At 34.6% G+C, this 26,907-nt stretch carries 23 protein-coding genes and 1 pseudogene; 10 read left to right on the top strand and 14 right to left on the bottom strand.

What is annotated here, in order from left to right; all coding sequences use genetic code 11:
* Window positions 1-29: 29 nt before the first annotated feature.
* From BN349_RS01950 to BN349_RS01935, 4 genes are all read right to left on the bottom strand, one after another.
* Window positions 30-479, bottom strand: a complete 450-nt coding sequence (locus tag BN349_RS01950; RefSeq protein ID WP_019240589.1) for an NUDIX hydrolase — start codon at window positions 477-479, stop codon at window positions 30-32.
* Window positions 480-701: 222 nt separating this feature from the next.
* Window positions 702-1,136, bottom strand: coding sequence for a hypothetical protein (locus tag BN349_RS01945; protein ID WP_019240588.1), 435 nt, complete (start codon window positions 1,134-1,136; stop codon window positions 702-704).
* A gap of 461 nt (window positions 1,137-1,597) precedes the next feature.
* Window positions 1,598-2,224 carry an ECF transporter S component gene (locus BN349_RS01940; RefSeq protein ID WP_019240587.1) on the bottom strand — a complete coding sequence of 209 codons (627 nt, stop codon included), beginning with the start codon at window positions 2,222-2,224 and terminating at the stop codon, window positions 1,598-1,600.
* A 473-nt stretch (window positions 2,225-2,697) separates the two neighbouring features.
* Window positions 2,698-3,522, bottom strand: coding sequence for a MurR/RpiR family transcriptional regulator (locus BN349_RS01935; protein ID WP_019240586.1), 825 nt, complete (start codon window positions 3,520-3,522; stop codon window positions 2,698-2,700).
* A gap of 187 nt (window positions 3,523-3,709) precedes the next feature.
* On the opposite strand from BN349_RS01935, the gene BN349_RS01930 reads away from it, so the two are divergent.
* The 5 genes from BN349_RS01930 to BN349_RS01910 all read left to right on the top strand — a co-directional run bounded on the left by BN349_RS01930 (window position 3,710) and on the right by BN349_RS01910 (window position 10,384).
* Window positions 3,710-4,531 carry a hypothetical protein gene (locus BN349_RS01930; protein ID WP_051024180.1) on the top strand — a complete coding sequence of 274 codons (822 nt, stop codon included), beginning with the start codon at window positions 3,710-3,712 and terminating at the stop codon, window positions 4,529-4,531.
* Window positions 4,528-6,234 (top strand): ABC transporter ATP-binding protein, encoded by a 1,707-nt coding sequence (locus tag BN349_RS01925; protein ID WP_019240584.1) that lies wholly within the window; start codon window positions 4,528-4,530, stop codon window positions 6,232-6,234. The genes BN349_RS01930 and BN349_RS01925 overlap by 4 nt, the downstream gene beginning before the upstream one ends.
* Window positions 6,213-7,031 carry an energy-coupling factor transporter transmembrane component T family protein gene (locus tag BN349_RS01920; protein WP_019240583.1) on the top strand — a complete coding sequence of 273 codons (819 nt, stop codon included), beginning with the start codon at window positions 6,213-6,215 and terminating at the stop codon, window positions 7,029-7,031. The genes BN349_RS01925 and BN349_RS01920 overlap by 22 nt, the downstream gene beginning before the upstream one ends.
* A 19-nt stretch (window positions 7,032-7,050) precedes the next feature.
* A complete protein-coding gene (locus tag BN349_RS01915) occupies window positions 7,051-7,821 on the top strand; it encodes a PHP domain-containing protein (protein ID WP_019240582.1) in 771 nt (256 codons plus the stop codon).
* A 1,675-nt stretch (window positions 7,822-9,496) separates the two neighbouring features.
* Window positions 9,497-10,384, top strand: a complete 888-nt coding sequence (locus BN349_RS01910) for a helix-turn-helix domain-containing protein (protein WP_019240581.1) — start codon at window positions 9,497-9,499, stop codon at window positions 10,382-10,384.
* Window positions 10,385-10,724: 340 nt separating this feature from the next.
* On the opposite strand, the gene BN349_RS23065 is transcribed toward BN349_RS01910, so the two are convergent.
* Window positions 10,725-10,970 (bottom strand): hypothetical protein, encoded by a 246-nt coding sequence (locus BN349_RS23065; protein ID WP_019240579.1) that lies wholly within the window; start codon window positions 10,968-10,970, stop codon window positions 10,725-10,727.
* A 241-nt stretch (window positions 10,971-11,211) separates the two neighbouring features.
* On the opposite strand from BN349_RS23065, the gene BN349_RS01895 reads away from it, so the two are divergent.
* Window positions 11,212-12,261 (top strand): 2,3-butanediol dehydrogenase, encoded by a 1,050-nt coding sequence (locus tag BN349_RS01895; RefSeq protein ID WP_019240578.1) that lies wholly within the window; start codon window positions 11,212-11,214, stop codon window positions 12,259-12,261.
* A gap of 1,104 nt (window positions 12,262-13,365) precedes the next feature.
* A complete protein-coding gene (locus tag BN349_RS01890; protein ID WP_019240577.1) occupies window positions 13,366-13,740 on the top strand; it encodes an HsmA family protein in 375 nt (124 codons plus the stop codon).
* 208 nt (window positions 13,741-13,948) lie between these two features.
* On the opposite strand, the gene tatA is transcribed toward BN349_RS01890, so the two are convergent.
* From tatA to BN349_RS01850, 8 genes are all read right to left on the bottom strand, one after another.
* Window positions 13,949-14,158 carry a twin-arginine translocase TatA/TatE family subunit gene (gene tatA / locus BN349_RS01885; RefSeq protein ID WP_019240576.1) on the bottom strand — a complete coding sequence of 70 codons (210 nt, stop codon included), beginning with the start codon at window positions 14,156-14,158 and terminating at the stop codon, window positions 13,949-13,951.
* A 61-nt stretch (window positions 14,159-14,219) separates the two neighbouring features.
* Complete coding sequence (locus tag BN349_RS01880) at window positions 14,220-15,578, bottom strand: 4Fe-4S binding protein (RefSeq protein ID WP_019240575.1); 1,359 nt, start codon at window positions 15,576-15,578, stop codon at window positions 14,220-14,222.
* A 28-nt stretch (window positions 15,579-15,606) separates the two neighbouring features.
* Window positions 15,607-16,305, bottom strand: coding sequence for a TorD/DmsD family molecular chaperone (locus BN349_RS01875; protein WP_019240574.1), 699 nt, complete (start codon window positions 16,303-16,305; stop codon window positions 15,607-15,609).
* Between the two features lie 49 nt (window positions 16,306-16,354).
* Entirely contained in the window at window positions 16,355-17,497 is a 1,143-nt protein-coding gene (locus BN349_RS01870) for a 4Fe-4S dicluster domain-containing protein (RefSeq protein WP_019240573.1), read from the bottom strand.
* A 42-nt stretch (window positions 17,498-17,539) separates the two neighbouring features.
* A complete protein-coding gene (locus BN349_RS01865) occupies window positions 17,540-18,235 on the bottom strand; it encodes a TorD/DmsD family molecular chaperone (protein WP_019240572.1) in 696 nt (231 codons plus the stop codon).
* A 136-nt stretch (window positions 18,236-18,371) separates the two neighbouring features.
* A complete protein-coding gene (gene nrfD / locus BN349_RS01860; RefSeq protein ID WP_019240571.1) occupies window positions 18,372-19,553 on the bottom strand; it encodes an NrfD/PsrC family molybdoenzyme membrane anchor subunit in 1,182 nt (393 codons plus the stop codon).
* A 13-nt stretch (window positions 19,554-19,566) separates the two neighbouring features.
* On the bottom strand, window positions 19,567-20,187 hold the full coding sequence (locus BN349_RS01855) for a 4Fe-4S dicluster domain-containing protein (protein ID WP_019240570.1): 621 nt from the start codon (window positions 20,185-20,187) through the stop codon (window positions 19,567-19,569).
* A gap of 14 nt (window positions 20,188-20,201) precedes the next feature.
* Window positions 20,202-22,673: a molybdopterin-dependent oxidoreductase gene (locus tag BN349_RS01850; RefSeq protein WP_019240569.1), complete on the bottom strand. Its 2,472-nt coding sequence runs from the start codon at window positions 22,671-22,673 to the stop codon at window positions 20,202-20,204.
* Between the two features lie 407 nt (window positions 22,674-23,080).
* Between BN349_RS01850 and BN349_RS01845 the strand changes: the two genes are divergently transcribed.
* The 3 genes from BN349_RS01845 (at window position 23,081) to BN349_RS01835 (ending at window position 25,164) form a co-directional block, all read left to right on the top strand.
* Window positions 23,081-23,692, top strand: a complete 612-nt coding sequence (locus BN349_RS01845) for a Crp/Fnr family transcriptional regulator (RefSeq protein ID WP_019240568.1) — start codon at window positions 23,081-23,083, stop codon at window positions 23,690-23,692.
* Between the two features lie 99 nt (window positions 23,693-23,791).
* Window positions 23,792-24,178, top strand: a complete 387-nt coding sequence (locus BN349_RS24670) for a NusG domain II-containing protein (protein WP_019240567.1) — start codon at window positions 23,792-23,794, stop codon at window positions 24,176-24,178.
* Complete coding sequence (locus BN349_RS01835; RefSeq protein WP_019240566.1) at window positions 24,178-25,164, top strand: FAD:protein FMN transferase; 987 nt, start codon at window positions 24,178-24,180, stop codon at window positions 25,162-25,164. Before BN349_RS24670 ends, BN349_RS01835 begins: the two co-directional genes overlap by 1 nt.
* 742 nt (window positions 25,165-25,906) lie before the next feature.
* On the opposite strand, the pseudogene BN349_RS25185 reads toward BN349_RS01835, so the two are convergent.
* Window positions 25,907-25,996, bottom strand: a pseudogene (locus tag BN349_RS25185) (IS200/IS605 family transposase); the annotation flags it as partial.
* Window positions 25,997-26,907 lie beyond the last annotated feature (911 nt).

Genomic DNA, 26,907 nt, shown 5'->3' with positions numbered 1-26,907 from the left:
TCGACTCTGCTTACTAACTCTTGAACATTTTATAAAATATGTATCTGACCATCTTGGTATTTTAATGAATAATTTCCTTCTTTCTTCAAAAAAATAGGTAGGTATCGAGACACCTTTTCCGCAATTCCAAGATTACGTGGATTTATGATCCATTCAATTGATTTCCAATCCAAAATACCTTCTCGTGTTTTTTTGGGTGTTTCAAATTTTAATCCATCGTTTACTTCATATAGATAAACATAAATTCCATCAAGTTCACCATTAGAAGTTTCCCAGCAAAGAGTTCCTTTAGAAGTATAGGTATCTACCCTTAACCCAGTTTCCTCAAATACTTCACGTATTGCACCTTCATCAGGTGTTTCACCTTTTTCAATCTTTCCACCTACTCCATTCCAAACACCCATAATTGGAGCCTTTTCTCTGTTAAGCATTAATATAGTATTTTTATTTTTCACAAAACAAATCGTATATTTAAACATTATTGAAATCAACACCTTTATATTATATCTACTAAATTATAAGGTGTATAAATATAAGTAACAACTCAGCATATATAAAAATTTGTGTTCATAAGTGGCTGTTGTTTTTGAGATAGCATGGAAAATTCCTCTGTTCGAAATAGGTAGAGCTTTATTTTGTAGAAAGAGTACTGGATTTTTACAACATAACATTCGCACTCTAATGAGTGCTTTTTTATTTCATCATATTAATACTCGTATAAAAGAGATAGTGTGCCAAAGCGGTAGGATAGATACTAAAATAGAAAAGATGATGCTACTTCTAATAACTCCTTTCCAAATACCTTTACCTTTCCATATATAATTTACTAAGATCCAAAGACTGAAAGGGATAACTGTAAACAGAAACCAATATTGTTCTTTCTGTCGTTTAACCGCATCCATGAGAATCTCTTCGATCCATTCATCTTCTTTTGTAAAAGTAACTGTTTCACTCTTCTTCTTTCCAAATATACTAGTAGATTGTAATTCTACTGTCGTTTTATCATGAGAAATCACATTATATCCAAAAGGGACATAAGCGGCTTTAAAAACCAAAACATAAGAGATAAAACCTATCATAGCAAATAATGTGATATAAAATCCAATCTTTTTAAATTGTTGAGATGTTAGTTTCATTGCAAACTCCTCCTTTCATTTACTTGTATAAAGTCGCTTGCTTCTTCTGATGAGTAGAAAAACTTTAAGGGACATAATATGTACTTTATCTATTTGAAAACCCTTATTGCCTAAAATCCCCATTTGAGATTATATCTCTATATTAACAAAAATAGGATAGTATGCGATATAAATCTTGGAGGATTATCATGCTAAATCCTCTCCAAAACACCCCACTTCTACCGCAATGTGATTAATATTAAAATAAAAGGACTATCAAAAACGATAGCCCTCTTACTTATTATATTTCGATTTATTGATAGAATGTTAGTCAGTAGGCGATTATTACAGCGGCTACCCAACCAAAACCTGTTAGCATAAAAAATCTTTTGAATAGCCCAATTGCCTTTGGACAAGATCTAGAAATGTCAAGACTTCTAAAACTAACAATATTCGAGATTCTCACATTCCTTATTAAGATCTTATTTTTCCGATAACTTCAATAACGGTGGAACTACAGCCATCGCAACAATTCCAGCAAGGACTGCTTCAGCAATTCCATTTGTAAAAAACACTGTTAAAACAGCTTTATAAATAGCACTCGTGCTGGTAGCATTAATAGCTTGGGCGTAGGCATCTTGGAATAAGAAAGAAATAGAACCCATGACTAAAAATGTATGAATAAAAGTCGAAAATAAGCCAACTAGAAATATAGCAGTTTTTTGATAGTTGGATTTTTTCTTTGCTATAACTTTTAGAAAAGCTTTGAACATGTAATAAGGGATAAATCCAATTATTACTCTTGGAACAATTGCAATAAATAACGCCCAAAAACTTCCGTGATTTGTGCCTAAAACAGGAATAGCTGGTGAAAAAGCAAAGGATAACAATGTTGGACTGATCGTGTTGATGGCAATACTAGTAAATCCAAACACAAGCCCTAAGAAAGCACCAATTCTTGGCCCTAAAATAATAGAAGCTATAATTATTGGAATATGTATTAAAGTCGCTTTAATTACCCCTAAATGTATAAAGCCGAATGGTGTAAAAGCACAAAATAAAATGATAGATAAAAAAATTGCAGTTAAAGTAAACTTTTTTGTTTTCAACTTTCTAACTCCTTTAGTAATCTAATTTTCTACATTTTCCTGAAGACTCAGCAAACAGCATTTAATTGAACTAAAAATTTATTTATTTCGAGTTTAAACAAAATAAAAAAAGTATAAATTCAGTCAATTAAAAATACATGTCTTTCAAGCTAAAAGCCTTGGAGGAGTATAGTCACCGCATTTGGTAATGAGCTCCTAACAAAGCTAAACATTGAAAAAGTAATTGCTTGTCAACGGCCAGATATCCTTTCTTTGAAGATTATACATGTAGTAGTATAAAAAAATAAAGAACTATGACATCTAAACCTTTCCATTTTAAAAGATTCAGACCCCTTCATACACCTACTTCTTTTGTTTAAAACATTTTAAAAGACAGCATAAACATAATGCTGTCTCCTTTTCTATTGTTGATTTATCTTCCATTACTTTTTCATTGGAATCCAGCTAATAATTTTATTCGTTAAAAAAATGGTTCACCGTGGAAGATCTTCTTTGTAGGCTGTACGAGTATCATCGAGGATTCCCATATAGGTTAATGACTTTTCCTCTTTTCCAATTTCAATAATTAAATTTTCCATTAAAAAGAGTGGGGCAATCATCGAATGAAACTCCTCTTTTCCTCCTCGATCTGCATATAAAAAAAGGTCAAATGGTATAGGAATATTAAGTGCAAGCTGATCACTGACAACTATTGTTTTACAACGTTTTTCATTCGCATGCTTTAACAGCACTTCACCTTCTTTTAACAGCCTACCAAAACTAAATAGAAGTACGGCACATCCTTCATTAATATGGATTAGCTCCTCTAACATTTCACTTCCCATCCATCTAATTAGATGTACATTAATGCCATAACGTCGTAAACGATAGCTTGCTAGCTCTCCAAGGCTAAGAGAAGGTCCTGGAGCATAAATAAAAAGAGTGCTAGCCTGACGAATCGTAGAAATAGTTTGTTTAAACTGCTCAAGCTGAAAATGATTCAGTGTAGTTTGCAGATGATGAATGCTGCGATTTAAATGATGACTTTGAACATCCGTATACTCTAACTCATTTAAGGTGTTTAGCACTTTTTTAGCCGGTGTAATTTCACGTTTTTCTTTTAAATAATGCTTATAAGCTTTTAAGTTTTTGAAACCTATCGTACTCCAAAAGCGTGAAACAGAAGCAATACTTACTCCTACAGTCTGAGCTATATCTTTTTCTGTAGCAATCATGACGGTTGATTCATTATGTAATATCCATTGGGCAATTTTCATCTGACTTTGCGATAAATTATGCACATCAAACACTTCATTCATCCCTTTTTTCCATTATGCTATCATATTTTGATAAAAAAATTTCAAAATGAAAGAAAATGATAAAAAATTTACCTTATATTTACATGAATAGTATGCCTAATTTATATTAGTTCACTAAAATGAAGGTGAAATTACTAAAGGAGGTATTCCCTTGAAAAAACAAGATACGCTAACCCAGTCACAAAAAATGATGATTTTTATTTTGTCGATGTCCCTTTATGGCTTGTCGAACATGATTACTGAACTAGTTCCATCTATTTACTTAGGACCTGTTGAGTTTTCCATTGAGTATTTTGCCTTTATTCCATTGACTCTTTGTATTTTGTTTCACCCGTTATATGCCGCCGTAGGAGCTGCCCTTGGAGAAGTTATTTTTGGCGAATTAATGCTTGGCCAGTTCGGTGGTTTTGGTGAACTGGAAAAGTTCATATCATTCTCACTCGCCATGTATATTGCAGGAGTTATGGTTACGAATCCGAAAAGCAAGAGTCAAGTAGGGATTGCGGCCATGTCTGGCGTTGTGATTCACCAGCTAATTAGCATGATGGTTGATATTGGGAAAGTATGGATTGGTGTAGATGATTTTGAAGCGATTGCTGGTCTTCCAGAAAGTGTCGTAGTAGTTGAAGGATTTGCATTCTTAAATGATGTCTTCTTTTCTGGCATTTTATTTGCCTTGCTTCCTACCTTGTATCTTGTGCCACGTCTCTATGGGAAAATTGAACCTCTGCTTGGAATGAAACCGCGCACGCAGCAGAATGTTCATTCTATCCGAGGAATTCTGCATCCAAAGCTTGTGATTGCTTCCGTCATTCTGGCATTTTCAGCATTCGGATTTGAGTTCATTTCTGAAACCAATTTGAACATATTTGAATGGAAAGCATCATTCGCTGAAGACTCTGAATCAGCTTTAACTTGGATTAGTCTTGGTGTGGCAGTCATTATTTCAGCCATCGTTATTTATACAATTATTGCACGCTCTAAAAAGGAAAGGAAAAACGCAGCATGAATACGGTTATTGACATTCAAAATGTGACCTTTACTTACCCTAATGACAAAAAGCCCGTACTGCATAATATGAACGTGATGGTAGAACAAGGAGAGTTTCTCGCTATCATTGGTGGTAATGGGAGTGGAAAATCTACATTGTGTAAACTGATGAATGGTCTTATTCCTCATTATTACACAGGTGATTTTGAGGGAGTAGCCACTGTCAATGGATTGAATGTAGAGATGAGTTCAGTCGCAGAGCTTTCGGCGCATGTCGGTTATGTCTATCAAGATTTTGAAAATCAGCTTGTGCAAGCAAGAGTACTGGAGGATGCTGCTTTTGCTCCCCTTCATTTTGGCTTTGCAGATTATAAAGAACGAGCTCGTGAAGCGCTTCTGCTTGTGGAGCTTGATCATTTGGAAAATGAATTTGTCTGGCAACTTAGTGGCGGACAAAAGCACCTACTTGCACTGGCAGGCTGCTTGGCACTAAATCCAGATATTATCGTTTTGGACGAACCGATTGCCCAGCTCGATCCATATCATGCCAAAAAAATGTATGACGTCCTCAAAAAACTACATGAAAAGTATAATAAGACCATTATTGTAATTGAGCATCATACTGAATTTATTGCCGATTATTGTTCTTCTGTTTTGTTACTAGACAAAGGACAATTAGTATGGAAAAAACCAGTTAAAGAAGCTCTAACTGCAGTAGATGAATTAACCGAGCACCATATTTATCCACCACAAGGCACACAGGCGGCCTATGTACTTGGTGACACAGCTTCTCTTCCAACAACATTGAGTGAAGCAGAGTATCATTTCGTAAGAAAAGTACGTCAAAAAGAACCGCAGGTTAATCAAAGGGATTTTGGCTGTAATTGCGAGCCTGTTGCTTCATTTCATGATGTTGCATTTTCTTATAAAACGGTTGATCGCTCCTATCATCATATATTACAGGATATTAATATAACCTTTTATAAAGGTGAAAAAGTGGCGATTGTGGGCAATAATGGAGCAGGAAAATCGACATTATTGCGACTATTAACAGGATTCCGCAAGCCTGCATCAGGAACTGTGAATGTGTTGGGAAAAGCTACGAGCAACCAATCACCTGAACAACTAGCAGATCAAGTAACCTATATTTATCAAAATCCGGAGCAAATGTTTATTGAAGATTCCGTCCGCAAAGATGTGGAATTCTTCTTAAAAGCGCGCAATCGAAAGGGATATAAGCAAAAAGTAGATCACATACTGGAACTGTTTAATTTAACCGATTTACAGCATAAAGACAGCCGTCTCATGAGTGGAGGTCAGCAGCGTCGAGCTTCACTCGCTATTGGTGCAGCGATGGATCCAGCGATTATTCTCTTAGATGAACCAACAGCTAATCTCGATATCGCCACACGTAAGCATCTGACTCAATTTATCAATCAGTTAGAGCATCATACAGAATTGGTTATGATTGCTACACATGACATGCAATTGGTGAGTGAATGGTCGACACGCGTTATTGTCATGAACAATGGAGAAATCATTTATGATGGTGATAAAGAAGGATTGTTTTCAAATTTACTTTTAATGAGGAGAGCTGGCATTGTGCCTCCTCAGATTGTAGAACTAAGCCATAAGCTACACCTTTCATCAGCTGCTTATTCGATCGAATCATTTGTTGATTTATATCAGGAGGAACGTTCATGGATTACGCAAAAAGCATAATTGATAAGCTAAGTGTAGAACAGATTAAAATCGAATTAATGAACACAGCGTATGCAAATGATCAAACATTTATTGCCAAGCTCGATCCTCGTATACTGTTCATCTGGTATGGTTTTTTCGGAATTGCTCCATGGTTTATTCATAATGAAGTAATATTATTCGGCCTGTTGGCAGCTACGATTATAACCACAATCATGACAAAGGTAAGCCGGTTGATTTTACTGATTCTGATTCTTGGTTTGCTCGGTCAAGGTGGCTATTTATTAATAGCTTCTCTGTTTTTCGGAGGAGATTTAGCGATTCTACAGCCGTTGTTAATGCTGACGGTTAAGCTTGCCGTTATTTCATTAGCCAGCATTACCGTATTTTGTTCCATGAGTCCTGAGAAATTGAGTGTGGGATTACTCAGTATTGGCGTACCAGGCCAAGTTGCTTTTTCCATTTCATATGGCTACCGAATGCTACCGTTACTACTTGAAGAATATAACCATGTTTTCATGTCGTACAGATTAAGAGGAAAAGCACCAGCTAAGAAAGGCATATTGTACTGGCGATCGGCTAGCTATTTCATTAAATTAGCTGTTATGTCTTTTTATCCATTACTCTTAAGCACGGCAAAACGTGCTCGTACAACAGTGGAAGCACTTGAAACAAAAGGAAGTAAAAATGCCTTTAAAAATCCACAAGTAAAAAAGTTAAAGCTTGCTTCTCTCCGAATTGGTCAAAATGACTATGCTTTTCTTATTGCTAGCATTTTATATGTGACCGTTCTTTATGTGACAGGTAGCTATTACTAATAATGAAGGAGTTTTTCAAATGAAGATTGATTTTCACACACATGTTAAAATTTCAAAAAAATCGGACTTCTCACCAACATATTTTCAAGAAATGGTTAGAGAAGCAAAAGCATCTGGACTAGATGCTTTTGCTTTAACAGAGCATTTCAACACCTCGAATTTTTTAGAAGTTTATCATTATTTAGATGCTCATTTTCCTTATCAAGAAGATTACTATGAAGTAGAAGGACTAAAGATTTTCCCCGGTATGGAAGTCGATGTAAAAGAAGTAGGTCATATATTATTGATAAGCCGTCGAGAATCCATTTTAACGATGTTCGAGCAATTAAAGCCTCATCTTGAGGAAACAAATCTTATCCCTTTTGCAGATTTGATGAGCCTAGCAGAATCATTTGAAGTAATTAAAATTGGCGGTCATCCATTTCGACCTAGCACTCCACTGACCCAACATAAATCGAATCAGTTGAAGAGACTAGATGCACTAGATCTAAATGGAAAAGATCTTCATTCAATAGGTATTGAACTCAACCAAGAAAAAGTGTATGATTTTGCGGAAAAACTAGAACTTCCTATAGTAGCAGGAAGTGATACGCATCAGTATTTACAATATGGCTCAGTTGTGAATATATTAGACTACACCTGTTCTACCATTTCAGAATTAAAGAAAGCAATTGATAATAATGCATTCTCTATTACAATTGCTCCTGATTTACACTTACGAGTACGATCTGCATCATTGACTAAAAAATTGATGAAGCAGCTTCTAGCTCACCCAAAAATGATTTGTTAGCAGAATCGGGTCGTTCATTAAGAACACTAAATCTTGTTCTTATTGTTGTTAAAAACAGAATAAGCATCAGGAAATTACGGCGAAATACTGCAAACCACTAGAATTTAAAAAATCTATCATTTTGAACCCTAAAGCACCTAAAAATTCCTAGGTGCTTTTTCAAATATAAAATGAAATCATCAAACCAAAATTATTTCTATTTAACCTTCTTCTACAAAATTTCCCGTTTTGTGTTAGAAAAATTATACCTTCACATTTTATTAATCTATTTTTTGTTCATCCAACAAATTATTCATTTAATCTCTAAAAGTATCTTTACTAAGTGTTGTGTGATAATGAATAATCTTAAATTTACTTACATGTCTTTTTATTGTTTCTGCCTCGGTCTAATAGCATTACTAATATATTTTATAATATTAATTTTAGGAGATTTAATATCGCCGCTAGGTTTTAGTATATTTCATTTCTTCAATGCTCAATTTACTCTTAGTGTTTCTTTTATTGGTCTTATAATAGCTTTTATGGGATTAAAGGGACCTTCTATGATTTGGAATGTTGTATTAAATTTATTGCTCCTTCTTTGCTATAAAATACAACTATTTATATTTTTCTATTTCAGCAAGTACTTTTTCTGTCATCCTAACTAGAAGAACGGCAGATTCTCACATTCGCGTTTTCTCCTTTACTTCGAATAATTTGTCTTATTTGATCATAGCTGTTATAGTCAATCTTTTGTTTTCTCTGAAGCCACCAGCTATATGAAAAATGAGTTTTTATTTTGTATATAGGTGTTCATGCGTGCTCAAAATTGAAACTTTTTCACTTTATGATAGCCAGTCACCTGACTGGCTATTTTCCTTATTCAAGATCTCCAATAAATCATCTGTCCTAAACATATTTTTCTTTGACTAAAGTACCCCTATAAAAATAAGTTCAGCAGTTTAATGCCGACTGTATACAATAACCCACCATCGAAACGAATATAACTTCACTCCAATCGTTTAAGATTTTCATTTTTTATGTACTACTGTTAACCGATCCATCATGGGTACAAGTGTGTGAATTCCCCTGTTCAATCTGTTCATATGTATTACCGCTATAACCATTTAATAAATAGTCCTTGCTACACCCATGGAAAATTTTAGTGACTTTCTATTTTTTCAAAGGAAAGTGTACGATGAATGTCGAATTAATATCGAGAATAAATTTCTTGGATTAAAATAGAAATCGTGAATAAATTTCTTAAATTAAAATAGATATTGATATATCAACATTTATTTTTTAAAATCTTCAATTTCCGATTATTCTTGGATTAATCAAGAATAAATTTTAAAATTTTTATTTCCTCTTCCGAATATTCAAGAATCAAATTTAGAACATCGATGATTCAGAATAATTACACAATAAAACAAAACACCATAACAAAATAAAAGAATCAACTAAATGCCAATCCTTTTTATAGTATACAAACATGAAGTAAAGATCAGAAAAATAAGTTTTATTGTTGATGAAACAAAAACTAGCATTGAGAAACAATTAAAGAGAAATTATAAGGAAACGTAAGAAAAGTTTATAGAAGCAACAAAAGATATTTGAGAATTAAATCAGAAATTAATTAACCAATATATCGTATTATATTTTTTAGCAGGTTATCCCAATATCTAAGGAGAATAAAATGGTTACAAACCTTATTGGACAAAAAATCAAAAGAGAAAGAAAAACACTAAATATGACTCAAAAAGAGCTTGCTGAAGGAATATGTACACAAGCACAAATTAGCATTATTGAAAAAGGAGATTTAAATCCTACAAGTCAAGTTCTATACCTTTTAAGTCAAAAATTAAATGTTGACATGAACTTTTTCTTTGATATAGAAAATGTTCAGAAAGAACCTGATAATATAAAAAAAGTTAAACATTTAATGAGAAAATTTATACGAGTACGAGATTATGAATCTTTATCCTATATTGTTGAAAAAGAAAAAGAAAACTCTTTATTCAAAACTCCTGAAGATCAGCAATTCTTGTTGTGGCATGAAGGTATTTGTGATTATTACATTAACTCGAATGTTGATGATGCTCTAAATAAGTTAACAGTAGCATTAGACTATTTATCTGACGATGCCACTCAATACTCAGAAAAAGAAATAGAAAGAGAAATAGAAATATTAAATAGTATAGCTATTATCTATAATGAAGAAAACAGGAACACTGATGCTATTGATATTTACACGAAAGCAATAGAACAATTCGATAATCTACCAGAGAATAAAGATCAAAATATAAAAATTCGCCTTCTATATGGTCTATCTAAATCTTTAACGGCTCTTAAACGTTATGAAGATTCAATCCTGTATAGTAAACAAGGAATAGAAATATGTGTTGAAACAGAAGTTTTATACCTATTAGGTGAATTATTATATCAAACAGGAATTAATCTCTTAAACAATAAACGAATTGAAAGTGGAAATGAATATTTAGATAAGGCGATTTATATTTTTGAAATACAAGGTAAACTAAGTTTTATTAACATAATAAAAAAAGAAAAGAATGCCTTTAATTAAGTTTCATCTAATCATATACACACGTTCATACTAACATATAGCTAAAAATAATAAAAAGGAGTGAAAGACTATGAAAAAAATTATATTAAGTGTACTGTTATCAACATCTTTATTTGCATTATCTGGAATTAATTCAAGTAACACGAATGTAAATATAGATACACAGTACCATAAAATTACGCCATTCGATTTACCAAATCAACACTAATAATTGATAATAAGACAAATATGTCCAAACAAAAAGGAGTCATTCAACACAAAGTATGACTCCTTTTTTATTCCCCATAAAATAATAATCCGAGAGGGATTCGAATCCCCGACCCCATTTCCCCTTTAGATTTTAAAACTCATTAATAGCAGAAATTATACTTTTTACTATTTCAATAGATTTTATTGGTTCTTTATCAAGCTCTAAACTGTGATTTCCACCATCAACCACTTTTAATATAAGATTTTGATTATTTTTCAATTTTTCAAAGCGTTCCTCAATTAAACAACTATCTTTATCTCCAATAATACAAAGTCCTTTATTATCACTGTTAACCATTGCGTTAAATACGTCATCTCTTTGTAGTAATGGAGTCAACCATACTACTTTTGCATCTTTTGACTATAAGCCAATATTCCTTCTTCCAATAAATTGTCCCGTCATCAAAACTTAGTTTAAAAGAATAAAATAACAATTTTCACACATAAAAAGAACCAAAACCCTACACGAAGCAAAAATCTACCATTTATTTTAGTTACTAGTATAATAATAATTGTAATAAGAAATATCTTAAAATACTTATTTTTTAAATAAGTAAAAATAATAGGGGGTTTTATTTATGAAAGCTGCAGTATGGTATGGTGAAAAAGATATTCGTATTGAAGAAAGAGAATTAAAACCTTTGAAAGACAATGAAGTAACAGTCCGAGTTGCATGGGCAGGTATTTGTGGTAGTGACTTACATGAATATCAAGAAGGTCCTGTATTTGTACCTACGGAAAAAGCTGATCCATTAACTGGAGAAATTGCACCACTTATTATGGGACATGAATTTGCTGGTGTGATTGAAAAAGTAGGATCAAATGTAACAAAATTTAAAGTAGGAGACCGTGTAGCCATCAACCCTACACTTACATACGGGAACAAACCAGAAGATTTAGATAGCTATGATGGTTTTAGTTTCATTGGTTTACATGGTGATGGTGGTTTCACTACTTTTGCTAATGCTCCAGAAAATAATGTGTATCTTCTTCCAGAAACACTATCCTTACAAGATGGTGCATTAGTTGAGCCTACAGCTGTAGCTGTACAAGCTATTAAAGAAGGTAACCTTAAATTTGGTGATACTGTTGCTGTATTTGGTGCAGGACCAATTGGATTATTAACTGTTATTACGGCAAAAGCTGCTGGTGCAAGTAAAATTATTGTTTTAGATTTATCTGAAACTCGCCTTGAAAAAGCTCGAGAATTAGGTGCAACTCATATTATTAACTCTGGTAAAGAAGATGCGGTAAAAGCAATTCGTACAATTGTTCCAGATGGTGTGGATGTAGCATTTGAAGTGGCTGGTGTAGCTCCTACATTTAAACAAGCTATTGATGCAACAAGAGCACGCGGTACAATGGTTATTGTTTCAATATTCGCTCGACCTATTGAATGGAATCCACTTCATTTAACAAATACAGGAGTGAAGGTGACATCATCTATTGCTTACACACCTACTTCATTCCAACAAACAGTTGATTTAATGGGTACTGGACAATTGAAACCACAAGGGATTATCACATCTCAAATCCAGTTAGATGATATCGTTGAAAAAGGCTTTGAAGCGTTAACCAATGATAAATCACAAGCCAAGATTCTAGTTGAGTTAAGTGGTGAAAAATAAGCCTAACCATTAAAAACTTAACACGAAAATACTGTACCCCCAAGAGAAATCTTGGGGGTTTTCTTCGTTTATCACACAAGAAGAAGGAACCAGTCTCAGCTCTTGTTGTCGAAGTAAAACACCCACTTCGTATTATAAGGTTAGCCAATGTTATTGGTTGACCTTTTTATTTAAGTTCTAGAATACTAATGGTAGCTGAAGTAAAATGACCGCACCCATGGGTTTTTAAACACGTCAGCTAAACCGTTCGACTCCTACTTATAGAAACATGATTGCAGCTGGTTCGGACTGAGATCTCGTATAACAAGCGAAGCTATGACACTATAAGCAGCCATATATCGGTCTAATGTTCATCAATAAAAGACACATTTTATTTATATCTGGGTAGACAACTGTACACGCCCAACATTTGATGCATACGATATCTTATCTTAATTAATTGGGATGTGATCATTATGTATCAGCAAAATCAATTTCAGCCACAACATGTACCACAGAATGCAAATATGTATCCAACACAAATGTTACCTCCACAACTTACTCCAATAAGACACATAGTAAAGAAAAACACTATAGTACATGTAGTACCACACTTTCATCCATGTCCATGTATTTACCATAGAAGAAAACGATTCTAAATTTTCCCTCTCTAGAGGGATTTTCTGTGTAGAAAAGAAATCTTATATCATAAATTATTCTTTACTACTTGAGAATAGCTCAATTAGAGCCAATACAAAGGAAAAAAACATTTCGAAATAAACATTTTGAAATCCCATTAATGCTCATTTCCTTTCACCTGCAGTGTAATATTACACTAATCATAGCTAATTTACATAAGTTTGTGAATATTAATAATTTAATTCACCTTCCTCATTTGTTCAATAAGAGATCTTTAAAACTCTAAATAAAATAATTGATTTATACCATTTGATATCCCCTGATAACTATTTATCTCTCTTTTAATTAACAATCATAATCTTCAACATACATTGTTCATCTGCCGTTCATATTCGTTTTATATACTAAGCTCAAGCAATAATTCTAAATAGTTTATTTGTTTAAAGGTAACACTAATTAGATAAATTAAAAAAGTGAGTGATTTCAATGCTTATATTAGCAATTATATTCATTACGGCAGCATTATTATTTTATTCTGTAGGAGTATGGTCAGAGAAGTTTCAAGATATATTAAAACCATGGCATGTAATCATTTTTTGGTTAGGATTAGTTTTCGACACTATTGGAACGACTATAATGGAAAAAATGGCATCAGAAGGATCTCTATTTAGTTTCCATGGTATAACTGGTTTATTAGCAATTTTATTAATGTTATTTCATGCTATCTGGGCTACAATTGTTTTGATTAAAAAGGATAAAGTTATGATGGAAAAATTCCATAAATTAAGTATTATTGTTTGGTTATTATGGTTAATTCCTTATATATCAGGAATGATTTATGGGATGACGAATAATTTTTAATGTAATGGATCACATTTAATGTGATCTTTTTTATTTTTCTATAAAAATACAACAAAACCCAAAATAACCTTTAGGTTATATTTAGGTTTTGTTGTTGATACTAAAATGACCACACATATTAGACATATATATAATGTGTGGTCATTTATTTAATTTCTTATTATGTCATATAACATTAAATTAAATTCTACTTTTAATTCGAATAGAATTATTTAGTCTTTTCTTCATCATTTGAGGAAGAAACAATTTTCTGTGCAGTTTCTTTTTCATCATCCACTAATTCTTTAGCTGATTTTTTAAATTCCTTTAATGTTTGTCCAACAGCACGGCCCATTTCAGGAAGCTTCTTCGGTCCGAAAATAATAAGTGCAATTACTAAAATGATTATTAACCCAGGAACACCTATATTTGATAACATTGTCTTCTCTCCTCTTTTATATAATTAAGTCATCTATTCAAAACCGTTTACTAAACACTCATTAAATCAATCCGACATTCTGTAAAAGAACACCGACGATTAATATATCTATTAGTAAAATGATACAAACTAGTACTTTATTAAAAGTGCTTAATGATTCTGGCTTTTTCTCTTTCTTTCTTTTTACTCCACAAGTTGCTTCACAGTTAGAGCACGAGGTACACCTAGTATTTTCACCATGTACATGTGGCTTATTTTTCAAAAGCTTCTTTGTTTTTCGTTTTCCTTGCGCAACTAGATCTAATATTGTACCTACTGGACAAAACGCGCGGCACCAAAGTCGATACACGAGAATAGACATAAAGACAACAATTCCCATGATTAGCCACTGGAGCTCTACACCTTCTCCACCGAAAAATACTGAAAAAGGTTCATAGCTTGAACTTCCAGGATTATTGAAGAATAGTGCTAACATTGCGGCAAGCCAAATGAAAAACCATACACTCTTTTTAGCAACAGCAAATATTCGCGGATCTACCTTGTTTGTTTTTAAATTAAGTGCCTTGTATATTCCTTCTTGTGTAGCACCAAACGGACAAATCCAGCCGCAATAGATGTTTTTCCCAAAAATTAACGTAGCTAATAGAATTCCAATAACAAAAATAAACCAAATTGGTCGCTCAGTAAATGCTGGCATATTCCCAGTCACGATGCTCATAAAATTTCCGAGCGTTAAAGACTGTTCTGCCATAAAGCCAATTACAATGACAGATGCAACCAAGAGCCACGTTCTTAGCTTCTTGATTTTTTTTGCTGTGGCTAAGCATGCTACTAAGACAATTAAGACTACTAAACTATCTTGCCAGTCAAAATGTATGCCCTCTTCAGTTGGTGATGCAATCCCTAGCTGATTCTCACCAATTTGTGCAACTCCTTTTGAAACAGCTGACAAGATTCCTTCTGTTGTTCTAGTCGCACCACTTACCGCATCTAGGCCATCATAGCTTTTGAGTGGATTACTAATCGATTTATCTTGAAGGTTTTCAAGATAACCGTTTTTTAACACTTTATTTAAATAGATCGGTGTTTCAGCATGTTTAAGTAATACTGCACGATTAATTGTGCCATCTTCATTTACTGTCGTGAGCATCCGAATCTCCCCACCGTAACCGGAAGCACTAGAAATAACTGCGTAATTAAGAAACCTACCATCACCATCAAAGAGCTCAAAGGTCGGAAAAGATCCTTTAATTTCATTATATTGTTCCACAGCTGGTTCAGCTTTTTGTAAAAGGCTAAGTATATCCTGCTCGTTGCTTACCCTTTGATAAACAGCAGCAATGCCCAATAATAACAAGGCAACAGCGACAATAATATATTTTTTTGGCTTTTGCATCATCATCCTTAGAATACGCTTCATCTATTTTACCGCCTTCTTAAAGGGGAGCTTAGTTCCCTCTTTCTAACCTCATAAAACTACTTCCTAACATTCCAATTGCTGTATAAACATCAAGTTCGGTCGAATTTACTACCTTCGTAAAAAAAACTCCGCCCCATGATCCAGTATGTTTTACTAGAAACGCACGTTGCTTCCGCTTCCATTGTTTTGCCTTTCCCATCTTTCCAATTTGCCAAGATTCCGCCTCGTTTGAACACAAGTAATATAAATGCTCTAGCTCCGTACCAATAAAGTCTGCTCGCTCATACGCTTCATATGTATGGACAATTCCTTCTGCTTGATACACTTCTTCCACTGCTTGTTGTACTGAGATTTCATCTGTTGCACAGCCACTAAAACTCGCTTCATACAGTGGAATTATTGCTTGATTACCCTCTAAAAATAATCTTGAATATTCAGCTTCCATCTTCGACAATAGCTCTTTTGGCTGTAAATCCTTTATACTCTCCACTGTTACCTTTAGTTTCTGTAACGGATTATTAAAAATTCCACTCCCTACATTCACCCAATTTACACGGTTATTGGCTTCTGTATAGAAGCTTCCATTAATAAGTGCTTCAGCAAGCTCGTATGTTGGATATCGTACGGCAGCTATTAAAAGCTGATACATTTGAGATCGATCCCTCGCAACCGAGGCTAAGTTTAAGTAAAGTTCATTAACTGGTTCTTCATTAATTTGTGTCAGCATTGGATTACCTCCCTCTCTTTCAAGGGTTTATGTTTGCTAGTTGTCGACATTAACCTATTAAAAACTTCCATACATCATTAATCATTTCTGAATCATCTGCCTCATTCTCACACCAAAAGCACAAGGTATTTCCTTGATCGGCTGCTGTTTCCCCACATCGTTTACATTCTACGACAGGTACTTCTAATAATACTTCTTCTTCGAATGGGCTGACATTAATCTCTCGATCTCGTATAATACTTCCAGTTGGACAAAATAACATGCATATACGACAATCGATGCATTGGCCACTAGTAAAGGTATGAACTGCTTTTTGATTTACAATTTCAACTTTCAACGCCTTAGTTGGACAATTTGTAGTACATACAGAACAGTTGACACAACTTTCGCTTTTTTGGATTGACGGCCAATAGACTGGTCTTCCCCCTTCTTGAAAGTTTGCCGTGTAAGTTTGCTCCAATCTGTTCTGCCAAGCCGGCAACAAGCTTCGTGCCATTCCTTTTTTCTTCCGTCCCTTAGATATATTATTTTCTTCTCTAACCTTTGTTATGACCTCTTTCCCTTGTTTAAATATAGACAAAAATAAATCTCGGCGAGATGTCGTTTTCATTCCTGTCGAAACAGCCATAAGTTTTTTATGTTTCTCAACCTTACCTACATTTTTAACAAGGGTAAATTCAGGAGTATGACCAGAAGCCTCTAACCATTCGATTGCTGTATTTACATTTAATTGTAATCTTTCTAAGCACTTGTTCATTGGACACTCGGTACATTTATCTACACGTATTTCAACACTCGTATGTAACCCGATTTCGTACCAAGCACCTTTTGATAAGCTACTAAGGCATGTTGGTATCTGAATAGCCCCCTTATTCTTCTCTTTTTTTGAGAGAAAAGGATTGTCATGATATTCACAGAAAAACTGTGTAACCTCTGCCTTCTGTCTACAAACCTCCATCACCACAGATGTTTCATCCCAATGATTAGCCGTAAACACCTGAGTTGGACAATCAGATAAGCATAATCCACAGCCAAGACAATTCTCTTTATTTAATGAAATTTTTCTTTCTGTCAATTCCAATGCTAGACCTGGACAATTCGATACACAATGGGTACAACCTACTCCATGATGCAAATAATTTAAACATCGAGTTCGATCAACTTTTATAAACATCCCGTTATTAAATAACATGTTTATCACTCCAAATTTATATCATGAACGGATGGCATCTGTTTATTTTAACAGCACATGACCTAAACCAATCTTTGCTAGTTTTCCTATCAACTGATAACTAAGAATAGTAGATTTAGTTTCTAATTCTACAAAAAATTCATATCCCCATTTTCCTAAGTGCATTTCTTCAAACCTCTTAATATACTTTTGAATTTTTTCTAGACCTTCCTTATCATCATGTTGCAAAGCAATCGCTTTTCTTCCATATAAATTCATCATAAATTCCATTTCGGTTACGATATGATCCGCTGGTTCCTTCATTTTCACAATAAGTCCAGCTTCCTTATAGCTTTTTTCCACATGAGAAGCTTCCTGACTAACAAAGAGCATCGGTTTCTCGGATCCTTCCTTTTCCGATTTTAAGAAGGTCGTTTCATATATATTTAGAGCTGGGCTTTTCGGATGATAAAACAATCTAGTATGCTCAATTCGCATTTCTTTCAACAGATGGTGTACGTCCTTTACAGAGTTCTTCAACTGTACAAAGGCTTTCTCTACCTCCGAGATTTTCTCTCTACTAATTGAAAACTCACAAAAAATACTCAATATATCATCCTTGTATCTATCATCTAATAATGCTTCAGCGAAATTAGCAGATGGTAACTGTAACGAAGTAGATAAAAGTTGATAGAAATCAGAGGTTGAAAAAGCTAGGTTTATTTGGTTTTCTTGAATAACCCTTATTTCGGTGTTCATACGGGTGTGCCTCCTATTGCCTATCTTAATTATGAAATTTTAATTTAATGGTGATATCATTCATCTTTATTTCAAGAAAGTACTAAACACCTAAAAAATTTGGCATTTGGTACTTTCTTAATTTTCGCTATCAATACTATTTCGTTAGAGATTTAGTGCCTAGATTTAACTTTCTCAATCCTAAGCTTAATAGAAGTGCACCTAGTGACATGATTCCTAACGATATCCCTATTTCAATTAGCGCTGGAACATATGGACCTGTCATATCCCCATATAGTTTTGGTCCAGGCAATTGAAGTAATGGATGGAATAATTCTGACTGTAATAAGTTTGTTTTAATTAGGAAAATGGCCACAAGTGCTAGAATTGATCCAGCAAGGAGGTTGCCACCCTTAGGTGATGTTCTCTTAGCCAAAAGAACAATTGCCGCAACTAAAGTAACTATTTCACCCCAAAACATAACAGCTCCGTCGCCCTTGACTAACCATAGAAGTACTTCTTCCTCTTCTCCACCACCTGGATATATTCCAACTAACAACTCAAGCACGATGATGATCAACTCAGCAAATAATAAAGAAGCTGCTACCTTGCCCATCTTCGCAAGCAAATTTACTGGCATTTGGATATAACCACTCTTATTTAGGATAAACGCTAAAATCGTTAGCACTGCTAGACCTGCCACAAACGCAGCTAACAAGAAGGATAATGGTTGAGCTGGTGTATTCCACATTGGTCTAGCAACTTGGAATGCAAATACAAAGGATGTTACGATTACAAGAATACCTGCGATAAAGCTGATAATCGCAATTGGTTTTACTGATTTCTCTTCTTTTTTCCCTTCATTTACTAACATCAACTGGCGAGTAAAAATTACCGAAATAACCATATAGGAAGCTAACATAATGAAGTCCCAAAACATTGGGGATGTTAAATTTCCACTTATAATAAAGAGCCACGCTCTCTCAGGATTTCCGATATCCACAATAATAAATAGGGATGCAGCAACAATACTAGCTACCGCCCCTACATAGGTAGAGATTCTGCAGTAGGGCTTGTACGCTTCAAGATTAAATAAATATGGAACTGAAGCAAAGAACAAGCTTCCCGCTGCAACTCCAGTGAAAATCATAAAAAATGTGATATACAGCCCCCACATATTTGTAATGCCTAGATTTGTCACTTGTAAACCTTTCACTAACTGAATTCCCCAGCACACAATGCCGAGAATGGTAAAGATAGAAAAAATAGTCATCCATATCATAAACGAACTTTTGTTAGATGAATGTATCTTATCTACTGTTTGCGTTTGAGTGCTCATTGAAAATCCCTCCTCATGTTAAATAGTACACTGAAGGCTTTGTACCTTTTTCTTCTAACAAATGGAAATATTTACGTCCTTTAATCGCTTTACTAACTTCGCTTTCAGGATCATCAATATCGCCAAAATAACGTGCACGACCAATACATAACTCCATACAAGCTGGTTTCTTTCCTTCCGCTAAACGGTGAACACAGAAATTACATTTGCTTACTGTATTGTATTGGTTTTGAACCGTATCAGCGTCTCCTACAGGGAAGTCGACATAGTATTCTGGCTCCTTCCAGTTGAACTGACGAACACCACTATAAGGACAGGCAACCATACAATAACGGCACCCTATACATTTATCTGGATCCTGAATGACGATTCCGTCTTCTTTTCTCTTATAAGTTGCACCAACCGGACAAGCCTTCGTACAAGCAGGATTTTCACAGTGCTGGCAATTTACCGGTAAGAATTCAAGTTTGTTATTGGGAAAAGTCCCCCCTGCAGTATCCATTGTATCGCCACCGACGGTTAAAATTCTGTTATACCAGATTTCATTTGGTAGATTATTGGCTATTTTACATGAAACAGAACATGTATGGCAGCCTACGCAGCGTTTTAAATCAATCGCCATTACATATCGCATCTTTCATTCCTCCTTTATGCTTTCTCGATTGCAACTAACAAATCGTTGAATGCACTATTAGCACATATTGAGTGCATTACACGAGAGCTTAAGTCTGCAAAGTGGCCCTCTATAAATTGTGATTTCTCCCAGCCTTTTGGTGCTGTTAGAACTCCTGGTTGACAGCCCGCATTGATGGCAGCCTTCATAATAACGTAGCCACGGTCATTGTAAATTTTCACTTTATCTCCTGTTTTAATTCCGTATTTATCAGCATCATCAGGGTTTATTTTTAAAAGTGGCTCTGGATCAAGCTCTAATAATACGGGAACATCCCACCACTGTGAATGTGTTCGGAATTTCACATGATCTGATATCATAAAGAAAGGATATTTTTTATACAAAGCATTATCACGTGACGCTTCATGAGGTGGCTCCCAGTATGGTAATCTTTCTTTTTCAATATCAAATTTTTTATCATAGAAACGGGCATCATAGTTTGAATTAGGAGCTGGAGTCTCAACGTAGAACTGTGCTCTTCCTGTTGGTGTTAAGAATGTGCCATCACTTCCATATACAAAATTTTCTCCTGGCAAGCATTTCATTACCTTTTCTTTTTTAAGCTTGTCGTATGTGATGCCTAGATCTCTTGCTGCATCAGTATCTAGCCATAGCTTAATATAGTCTGCTTCTGTCATATTAAATTGATCACCATGACCCATTTTCTCAGCAATCATTTTCACAATTTCAAAATCTGATTTACATTCATACAATGGATCTATTGCTTTTTCCTGATAAATGACATATGGATGTGTACTATAAGCACAATATACATCTTCGACCTCAAACCAATGAGCAACAGGGAGTAAAATATCGGCGTTTTGAGCAGTTTCATTCATATTCATATCAGCAACAACAACTAGATCTAACTTCTTCATCCAATCTAAGGCATACTTTCTTTCTGCCGCATTTCCAAGCATATTAATATGAGTAAAATAAACGCTTTTTAAAGTAATATCCTTAGTACCATACTTGTGCTCATCCATCACTTGTGCCATATCTGGCGTAGCCATCGTAATAGCTGGACCTGTTGCACCTTCTGGATAAAGGGTTCCCATAACATTAATAAAATTAGTTCCAAGAGTTTCTCCCATACCACATCCAGCACCGGATTTCCCAAGATTCCCCGTGATCATTGCTAATGCATACATTGAAAACATGCTGTAATGAGCATTGACATAATGATCTACACCAAAATAAGAATATATGGTTGATGGTGTATTCTTTGCATAAATTTTCGTAATTTCTTCGATTGTTTCAACAGGAATACCTGTAATTTCAGATGCTTTTTGAGGCGGATATTCAGCAATACGCTCTAAAAGTAGACTATAAGCTGTTGTTACTTTAATACCATTAATCGAAAAAGTACCTTCAATAACCGGATTTGTGATTTCAGTTGTGAGGCCTACTCGACCATCCTGCCCTCTAACAACGATTTGATCCTCCTGTCCTTCAGAAAGTCGACCAATATCACTTAAACGCAAATAGTTGCCATCACTTTCCTTCACTAGGAATGGAGCAACAGTCGATTTCATCAAAAATGGCTTATCAATCCATTTTTCCCTAACAACAATATTCATCATCCCAAGTGCTAGAGCACCATCTGTACCAGGAGTAATTGGGACAAACATATCTGCCTTAGAAGCAGTAATATTATATGTTGGGTCAATAACAATTAATTTTGCACCTAATTCTTTTGCCTCGAGTAAGAAATGGCTACTTTGCTGTTGAGAAATTACAGGATTTGCTCCCCAAACAATAATCGTTTTCGCATTTTTTAAATCTGCAATTTCATTCAGAGTGAAGTTTGGGCCCCAGCCGACTGCATTACCGGCAGCATGGCCATGTGCAGCATCCACTGTCGCCTGAATATTTGCACAGCCTAAAACATTCAAAAGACGGTTGATAGAGTTACCCATTCCCACTCCACTTACAGCAGCATAACTACCTGAGCCCCAGTAAATCGCGTAGCTTTCCTTTCCATATTTCTTTTCATACTCTTTCCATTTATCTGTAATAGTTGTAATCGCTTCGTCCCAAGTAATTCTTTCCCATTTACCTTCTCCACGTTTTCCAGCACGCTTCATTGGGTATTTAAGACGATCCTTATTATAAATTCTTTGAACATGGGATAATCCTTTTACACAAATACGATTGTACTCTGGATTTGGAAAATCTCTGGCTGATGTTCGGACAACCTTTCCATCCCTAACCTCAATGTTTAAGAAACATCCACCTGCACAGTTACCACGACATGCTCCAGAAAAAATCTGCTCCTTACTTGCCTGTGTCGCTGCTTCTGCAGGATCTACAGATAATGTTTTCATGGCAGAACCCCAAGGGTTTGCTATCACTGCACCTGTTGCAGCTGTTGCAATTGCCGAAGCCTTCACAAACTTACGACGAGTCATCAAAGGATTGAAAAAGCTATTTTTGTTCTCTTCCATTATTTTTGACCTCCTTTTTTTATTTAAGACAATTCATCACGAATGATTAGAAAACATCCTAGTATTTTCTTATTCATCATTTCACAATGATTACTGTAATTTGATTTTAGTAATTATCGAAATAGGTGGTTGTTCCATATCATACTGACGTGTGTACCAAATGGTACATTGCTATATACTATTTGGTACAATCAAAAGGGAATTCTGCAAGAAGGTAGTCGATTAAGGGACGGCAAAATGGCTATATAACGCCTTTTTCTACACAAAACAACTATATTTTCTCCTAATTATAAAAGTGAAATTAAAAATTTCGAATAATTTGTGACTGCCTCCATTTGTTCCAAATTTATTTCTTTCGTGTGTTATTATAGGAATAATCTCATATCTATTAAACATAGGTGATCATTATGAAAAAAAATTGTCCTGGTAACCCCTTTTGTGACTCCTTAGATCCAGAAACAAGACAAGCACTTTGCAAACATGCGACAATTAGTTTCCAAATGCCGAAGCAGATTCAAACAGAACATTCCGACGACCAGCTTGAAATTATTGCTAAAGGTGTGTTATTAAAATTTACTCTTTCCGAGGATGGATCTCAGAAAAACATTGATGTATTAAGGGAAGGTGAAATTATAAATGATTATTTACTATTATGGGGGAATCCATCATTAGACTATCCAGATTCATTTGGAAGTTATAACTATGCGGATTTTCAAACAATGGCGCTTACGAAAGTAACAAAATGTATTTATCCAATAGAAGTTATACGAACATTTTTTGATGAATCCAAACCATTTTCTCAAGCACTTTTACAAAACCTTGCTAATCACTTACTTAAACTCCAAATAATTGCAATGAGGGCACGAACACTGACCGGAATCGAAAAAGTCGAAACTACGTATCATGTTTTAGAGGATTTCGGTGTGGATATGAAGTATATCACACAAGAAGATCTTACATTGATTACTGGTGTTAGTCGTAACACCGTCGTCCGGACCTTGAGAAAAATCCATTCATAGATCTAGCATGTGTTGAAGCAAAGTTTTAATTATGTTTGTTCAATACTGAGCAATATTCTTTTTTCTTAAGAAAATTACTACGTTAGGAAGGGAACAATCATGAATCATGAAAAATCTAATCAAAAAATAAACAGACGCAAGTTTTTAAAAAGGGGCATTGCAACCGGATTCATTTCTGGAGGTGCCCTTTTACTCGGACAAAGTGATATATTAGCTAGCTCCCTTATAAGCCCAACAGAGCCCAAGTGGCAAATTACCGTTGATGGTAAAGTAGTAAAAGAAGGTACGTTTACTGACGAGACGTACAACTTTTATATTCCAGTTAAAAATGGAACAGCACATGTTGTTATAAATGGGAGCCGTATTTTTGTTCATGAAGAAAATGATATTTGCGAGAAGAAAATTTGTTCGAAAATGGGCTCCATCCAAAAATCTGGGGAAGCCATTACTTGTTTGCCGAATAAGTTGGTTGTACGGGTTATATAGTGAAACGACTTTTTTCTATCCTTTTATGTATGACAATCATACTTACTGCTTGTCAGTCTAGGCTCTATGAGGAAGTATTTCGTGAAACTCAATTCTTATTTGATACAGAAGTATATATCGAAGCCTACGGAAAAAATGCCCAACTTGCTGGGAAAGAAGCTCTGAAACAAATGGCGATAATCGATGAGGTCGCTAATGTTTATTCGTCTGAGAGCGAGATGACAAAACTAAATGAAGCAGCTGGAGTACATCCAATTAATCTATCAGAAGATGGCTACAATTTACTCTATCGGGCGCTTGAAATGGCTGATATGACGGAGGGTTTATTTGATCCTACAATTGGCCCACTAGTCAAGCTTTGGATGGAGGCAAAGGAAACGATGACCTTGCCACGTAGTATTGAGATTGCTAAAGCATTAAAGCTAGTGAACTACAAAAATGTCATACTTGATTCCACGAATAAATCCGCCTTCCTTCCTTATTCCGGCATGAGTATTGATTTAGGGTCAATTACAAAAGGGTATGCTGTTGAACAAGCCGTCAATATATTAAAGGAAGCAGACATCACTTCTGCTATCGTAAGAGCAGGTGGTAATGTGTATACGATAGGGGAAAAACCTGATGGTTCAGCATGGCAAGTAGGTATTCGTAATCCTCTTGAATTAGATAACGTGATTGGTTATGTTCAGTTACAAGACAACGTAATGGATACTTCAGGAGATTATGAACAATATTTCGAGCTGGATGGGAAACGTTACACACATATCATAGATCCTCGAACGGGCTATCCTGTTGAAGGAACATCGAGTAGCACAGTTGTAACAAATAGTCCATCATTAGCTGATGCTTTGTCTACTTCCCTCTTCATTTTGGGTAAAGATGAAAGTAAAACCTTATTTGATAACTTTTCAAATCTACAATGGCTGATTATTAGTAATAATGGGGAGATTACTATGTCAGCCAAAATGGGCAACTTGCTCGAATAGAAAGGGCTGTCCAAAGGCTCTTTAAAGTTAATTTTTATCCATTTAAATATAATCGCACTCCAAAATCAATAATAAAGTTGTTTAATTCATATTGAACTAATGCACCCGTTCGTATTATAAGGTTAGCCAATGTTATTGGTTGACCTTTTTGTTTAGGTTCTAGAATACTAATGGTAGCTGGGGTAGAACTTACCTGACCGTGGGACTTGATCCCGTCAGCTAAATCGTTCGCCCCCTACTTATAGAAACATGATTGAAGCTGGTTGGAACTTAGATCTCGTACAACAAGCGAAGCTATGAAACTACAAAAGGTGCTAGGGGTTATTGGTCAATCTAATTTTTAGAAGGAGATAGTCATGAATCCAGTGATTGGTCTAGCTGTTGTCAAAGGAGAAAGTCAGGTTCAAGCATTCTAAGCCCCCGTTTATTTAAGTATATTTTTTCACAAAGGTAATTGATATAGCATAATTATTCATTTTATCTAATACAGTAGTTATGCTCTTTTTCATCTGGAGCTATATTTTTAATAAATACAATATCTTGTTCCAAAACATTAGATATACAAAACTCACTTCCCCAGTGACCCTATTGAAAAGGCCAGCGTCAGGACACTTTTATCATATCAAGAGGTCTTTTTATGCTCAAATCTCATTTTCATTCATTACAGTGATGCTGCCCATTTATTCCATCACAAAAAGACTGCCCATTAGCGACCTTGCATTGGCTTCTATAATTTCTACACCTTTTCACACAGTGTTCTAAGAATTTTACCGATATCTTTTTTAATTCTTCCGTATATCGCTTGTCTTCTATATTTTGACGCGAATACGATATGCTACTTACAATTCCGTGTAGTCTGTGCTAAATTGTTAGTGTCTTAGGACATAGCTAGAACTACTAAAAAGTCCATTAGAACATGCTGTTTAACACCCTCTACGGGTGGATGTTAAACAAGAATCATTAGCTTTTCTCACCCCTACTCACATTCTTTCCTCAAAATGCACTTGCATATATCCTTTCGCGAAATATTATCGACGACTCAGTTCCTCAACCTTTTGTAGAGCGATAATAACGTTATTTAATTCTTTTTCAACTAATGCACCTGATCGTATTGTCTGTCTTTTGTTCACGATAACTTCATTTTTTTTTAAAACTACTCACAAAATTACCACGTAAAATAAACAAGAATTAAACTATTGATTATCAAATTCAGTGTAATTTCCTGCTAATAATAAATAGGGAGTTAAATATGAAAAACCCAATTATCTATACATCTTCAGTAATAATTTTTGTCTTCTTTTTACTTTTTCTTCTAACTTTTCTTAATAGCGTGGCCATGATACTGATTATTCTAACTTCTTTATTTGTCACAAATGGATATATGGCACTTAAATACAATGATGACCTTTATTTTACATTGGTTTTTATTTCCTATTTATTTTTAATTGGTTATATATTGGTTATTGCGGACCTATGGAAATCTTATTTGGGCTTGATTTATACTTATTATTTCTCTTTTCCTTTCTTCACATAATAAATATACTGTGTACCTTATTAAGCTAACCTCTCTCAATATTTGAAACGAAATCTCTCGATTTCTCCTGTTTTCTTAGAATTTCATAGTCATTTGATATTGCTAGATATCTATTTTATGGTTGAATTTATCTCATAAGGGGATTTTTGGATGTCTAAAAAAACTCATAACCCACTAGCCAACCCTATACAAAAATCGGATAATAATTG

Origin of the sequence: Bacillus sp. AP8 (assembly GCF_000321185.1) — a bacterium.
Lineage (GTDB): Bacteria > Bacillota > Bacilli > Bacillales > DSM-1321 > Bacillus_AD > Bacillus_AD massilioanorexius.
The sequence above is the reverse complement of the archived record's forward strand: the minus strand, read 5'-3'. Positions and strand labels throughout refer to the sequence as shown.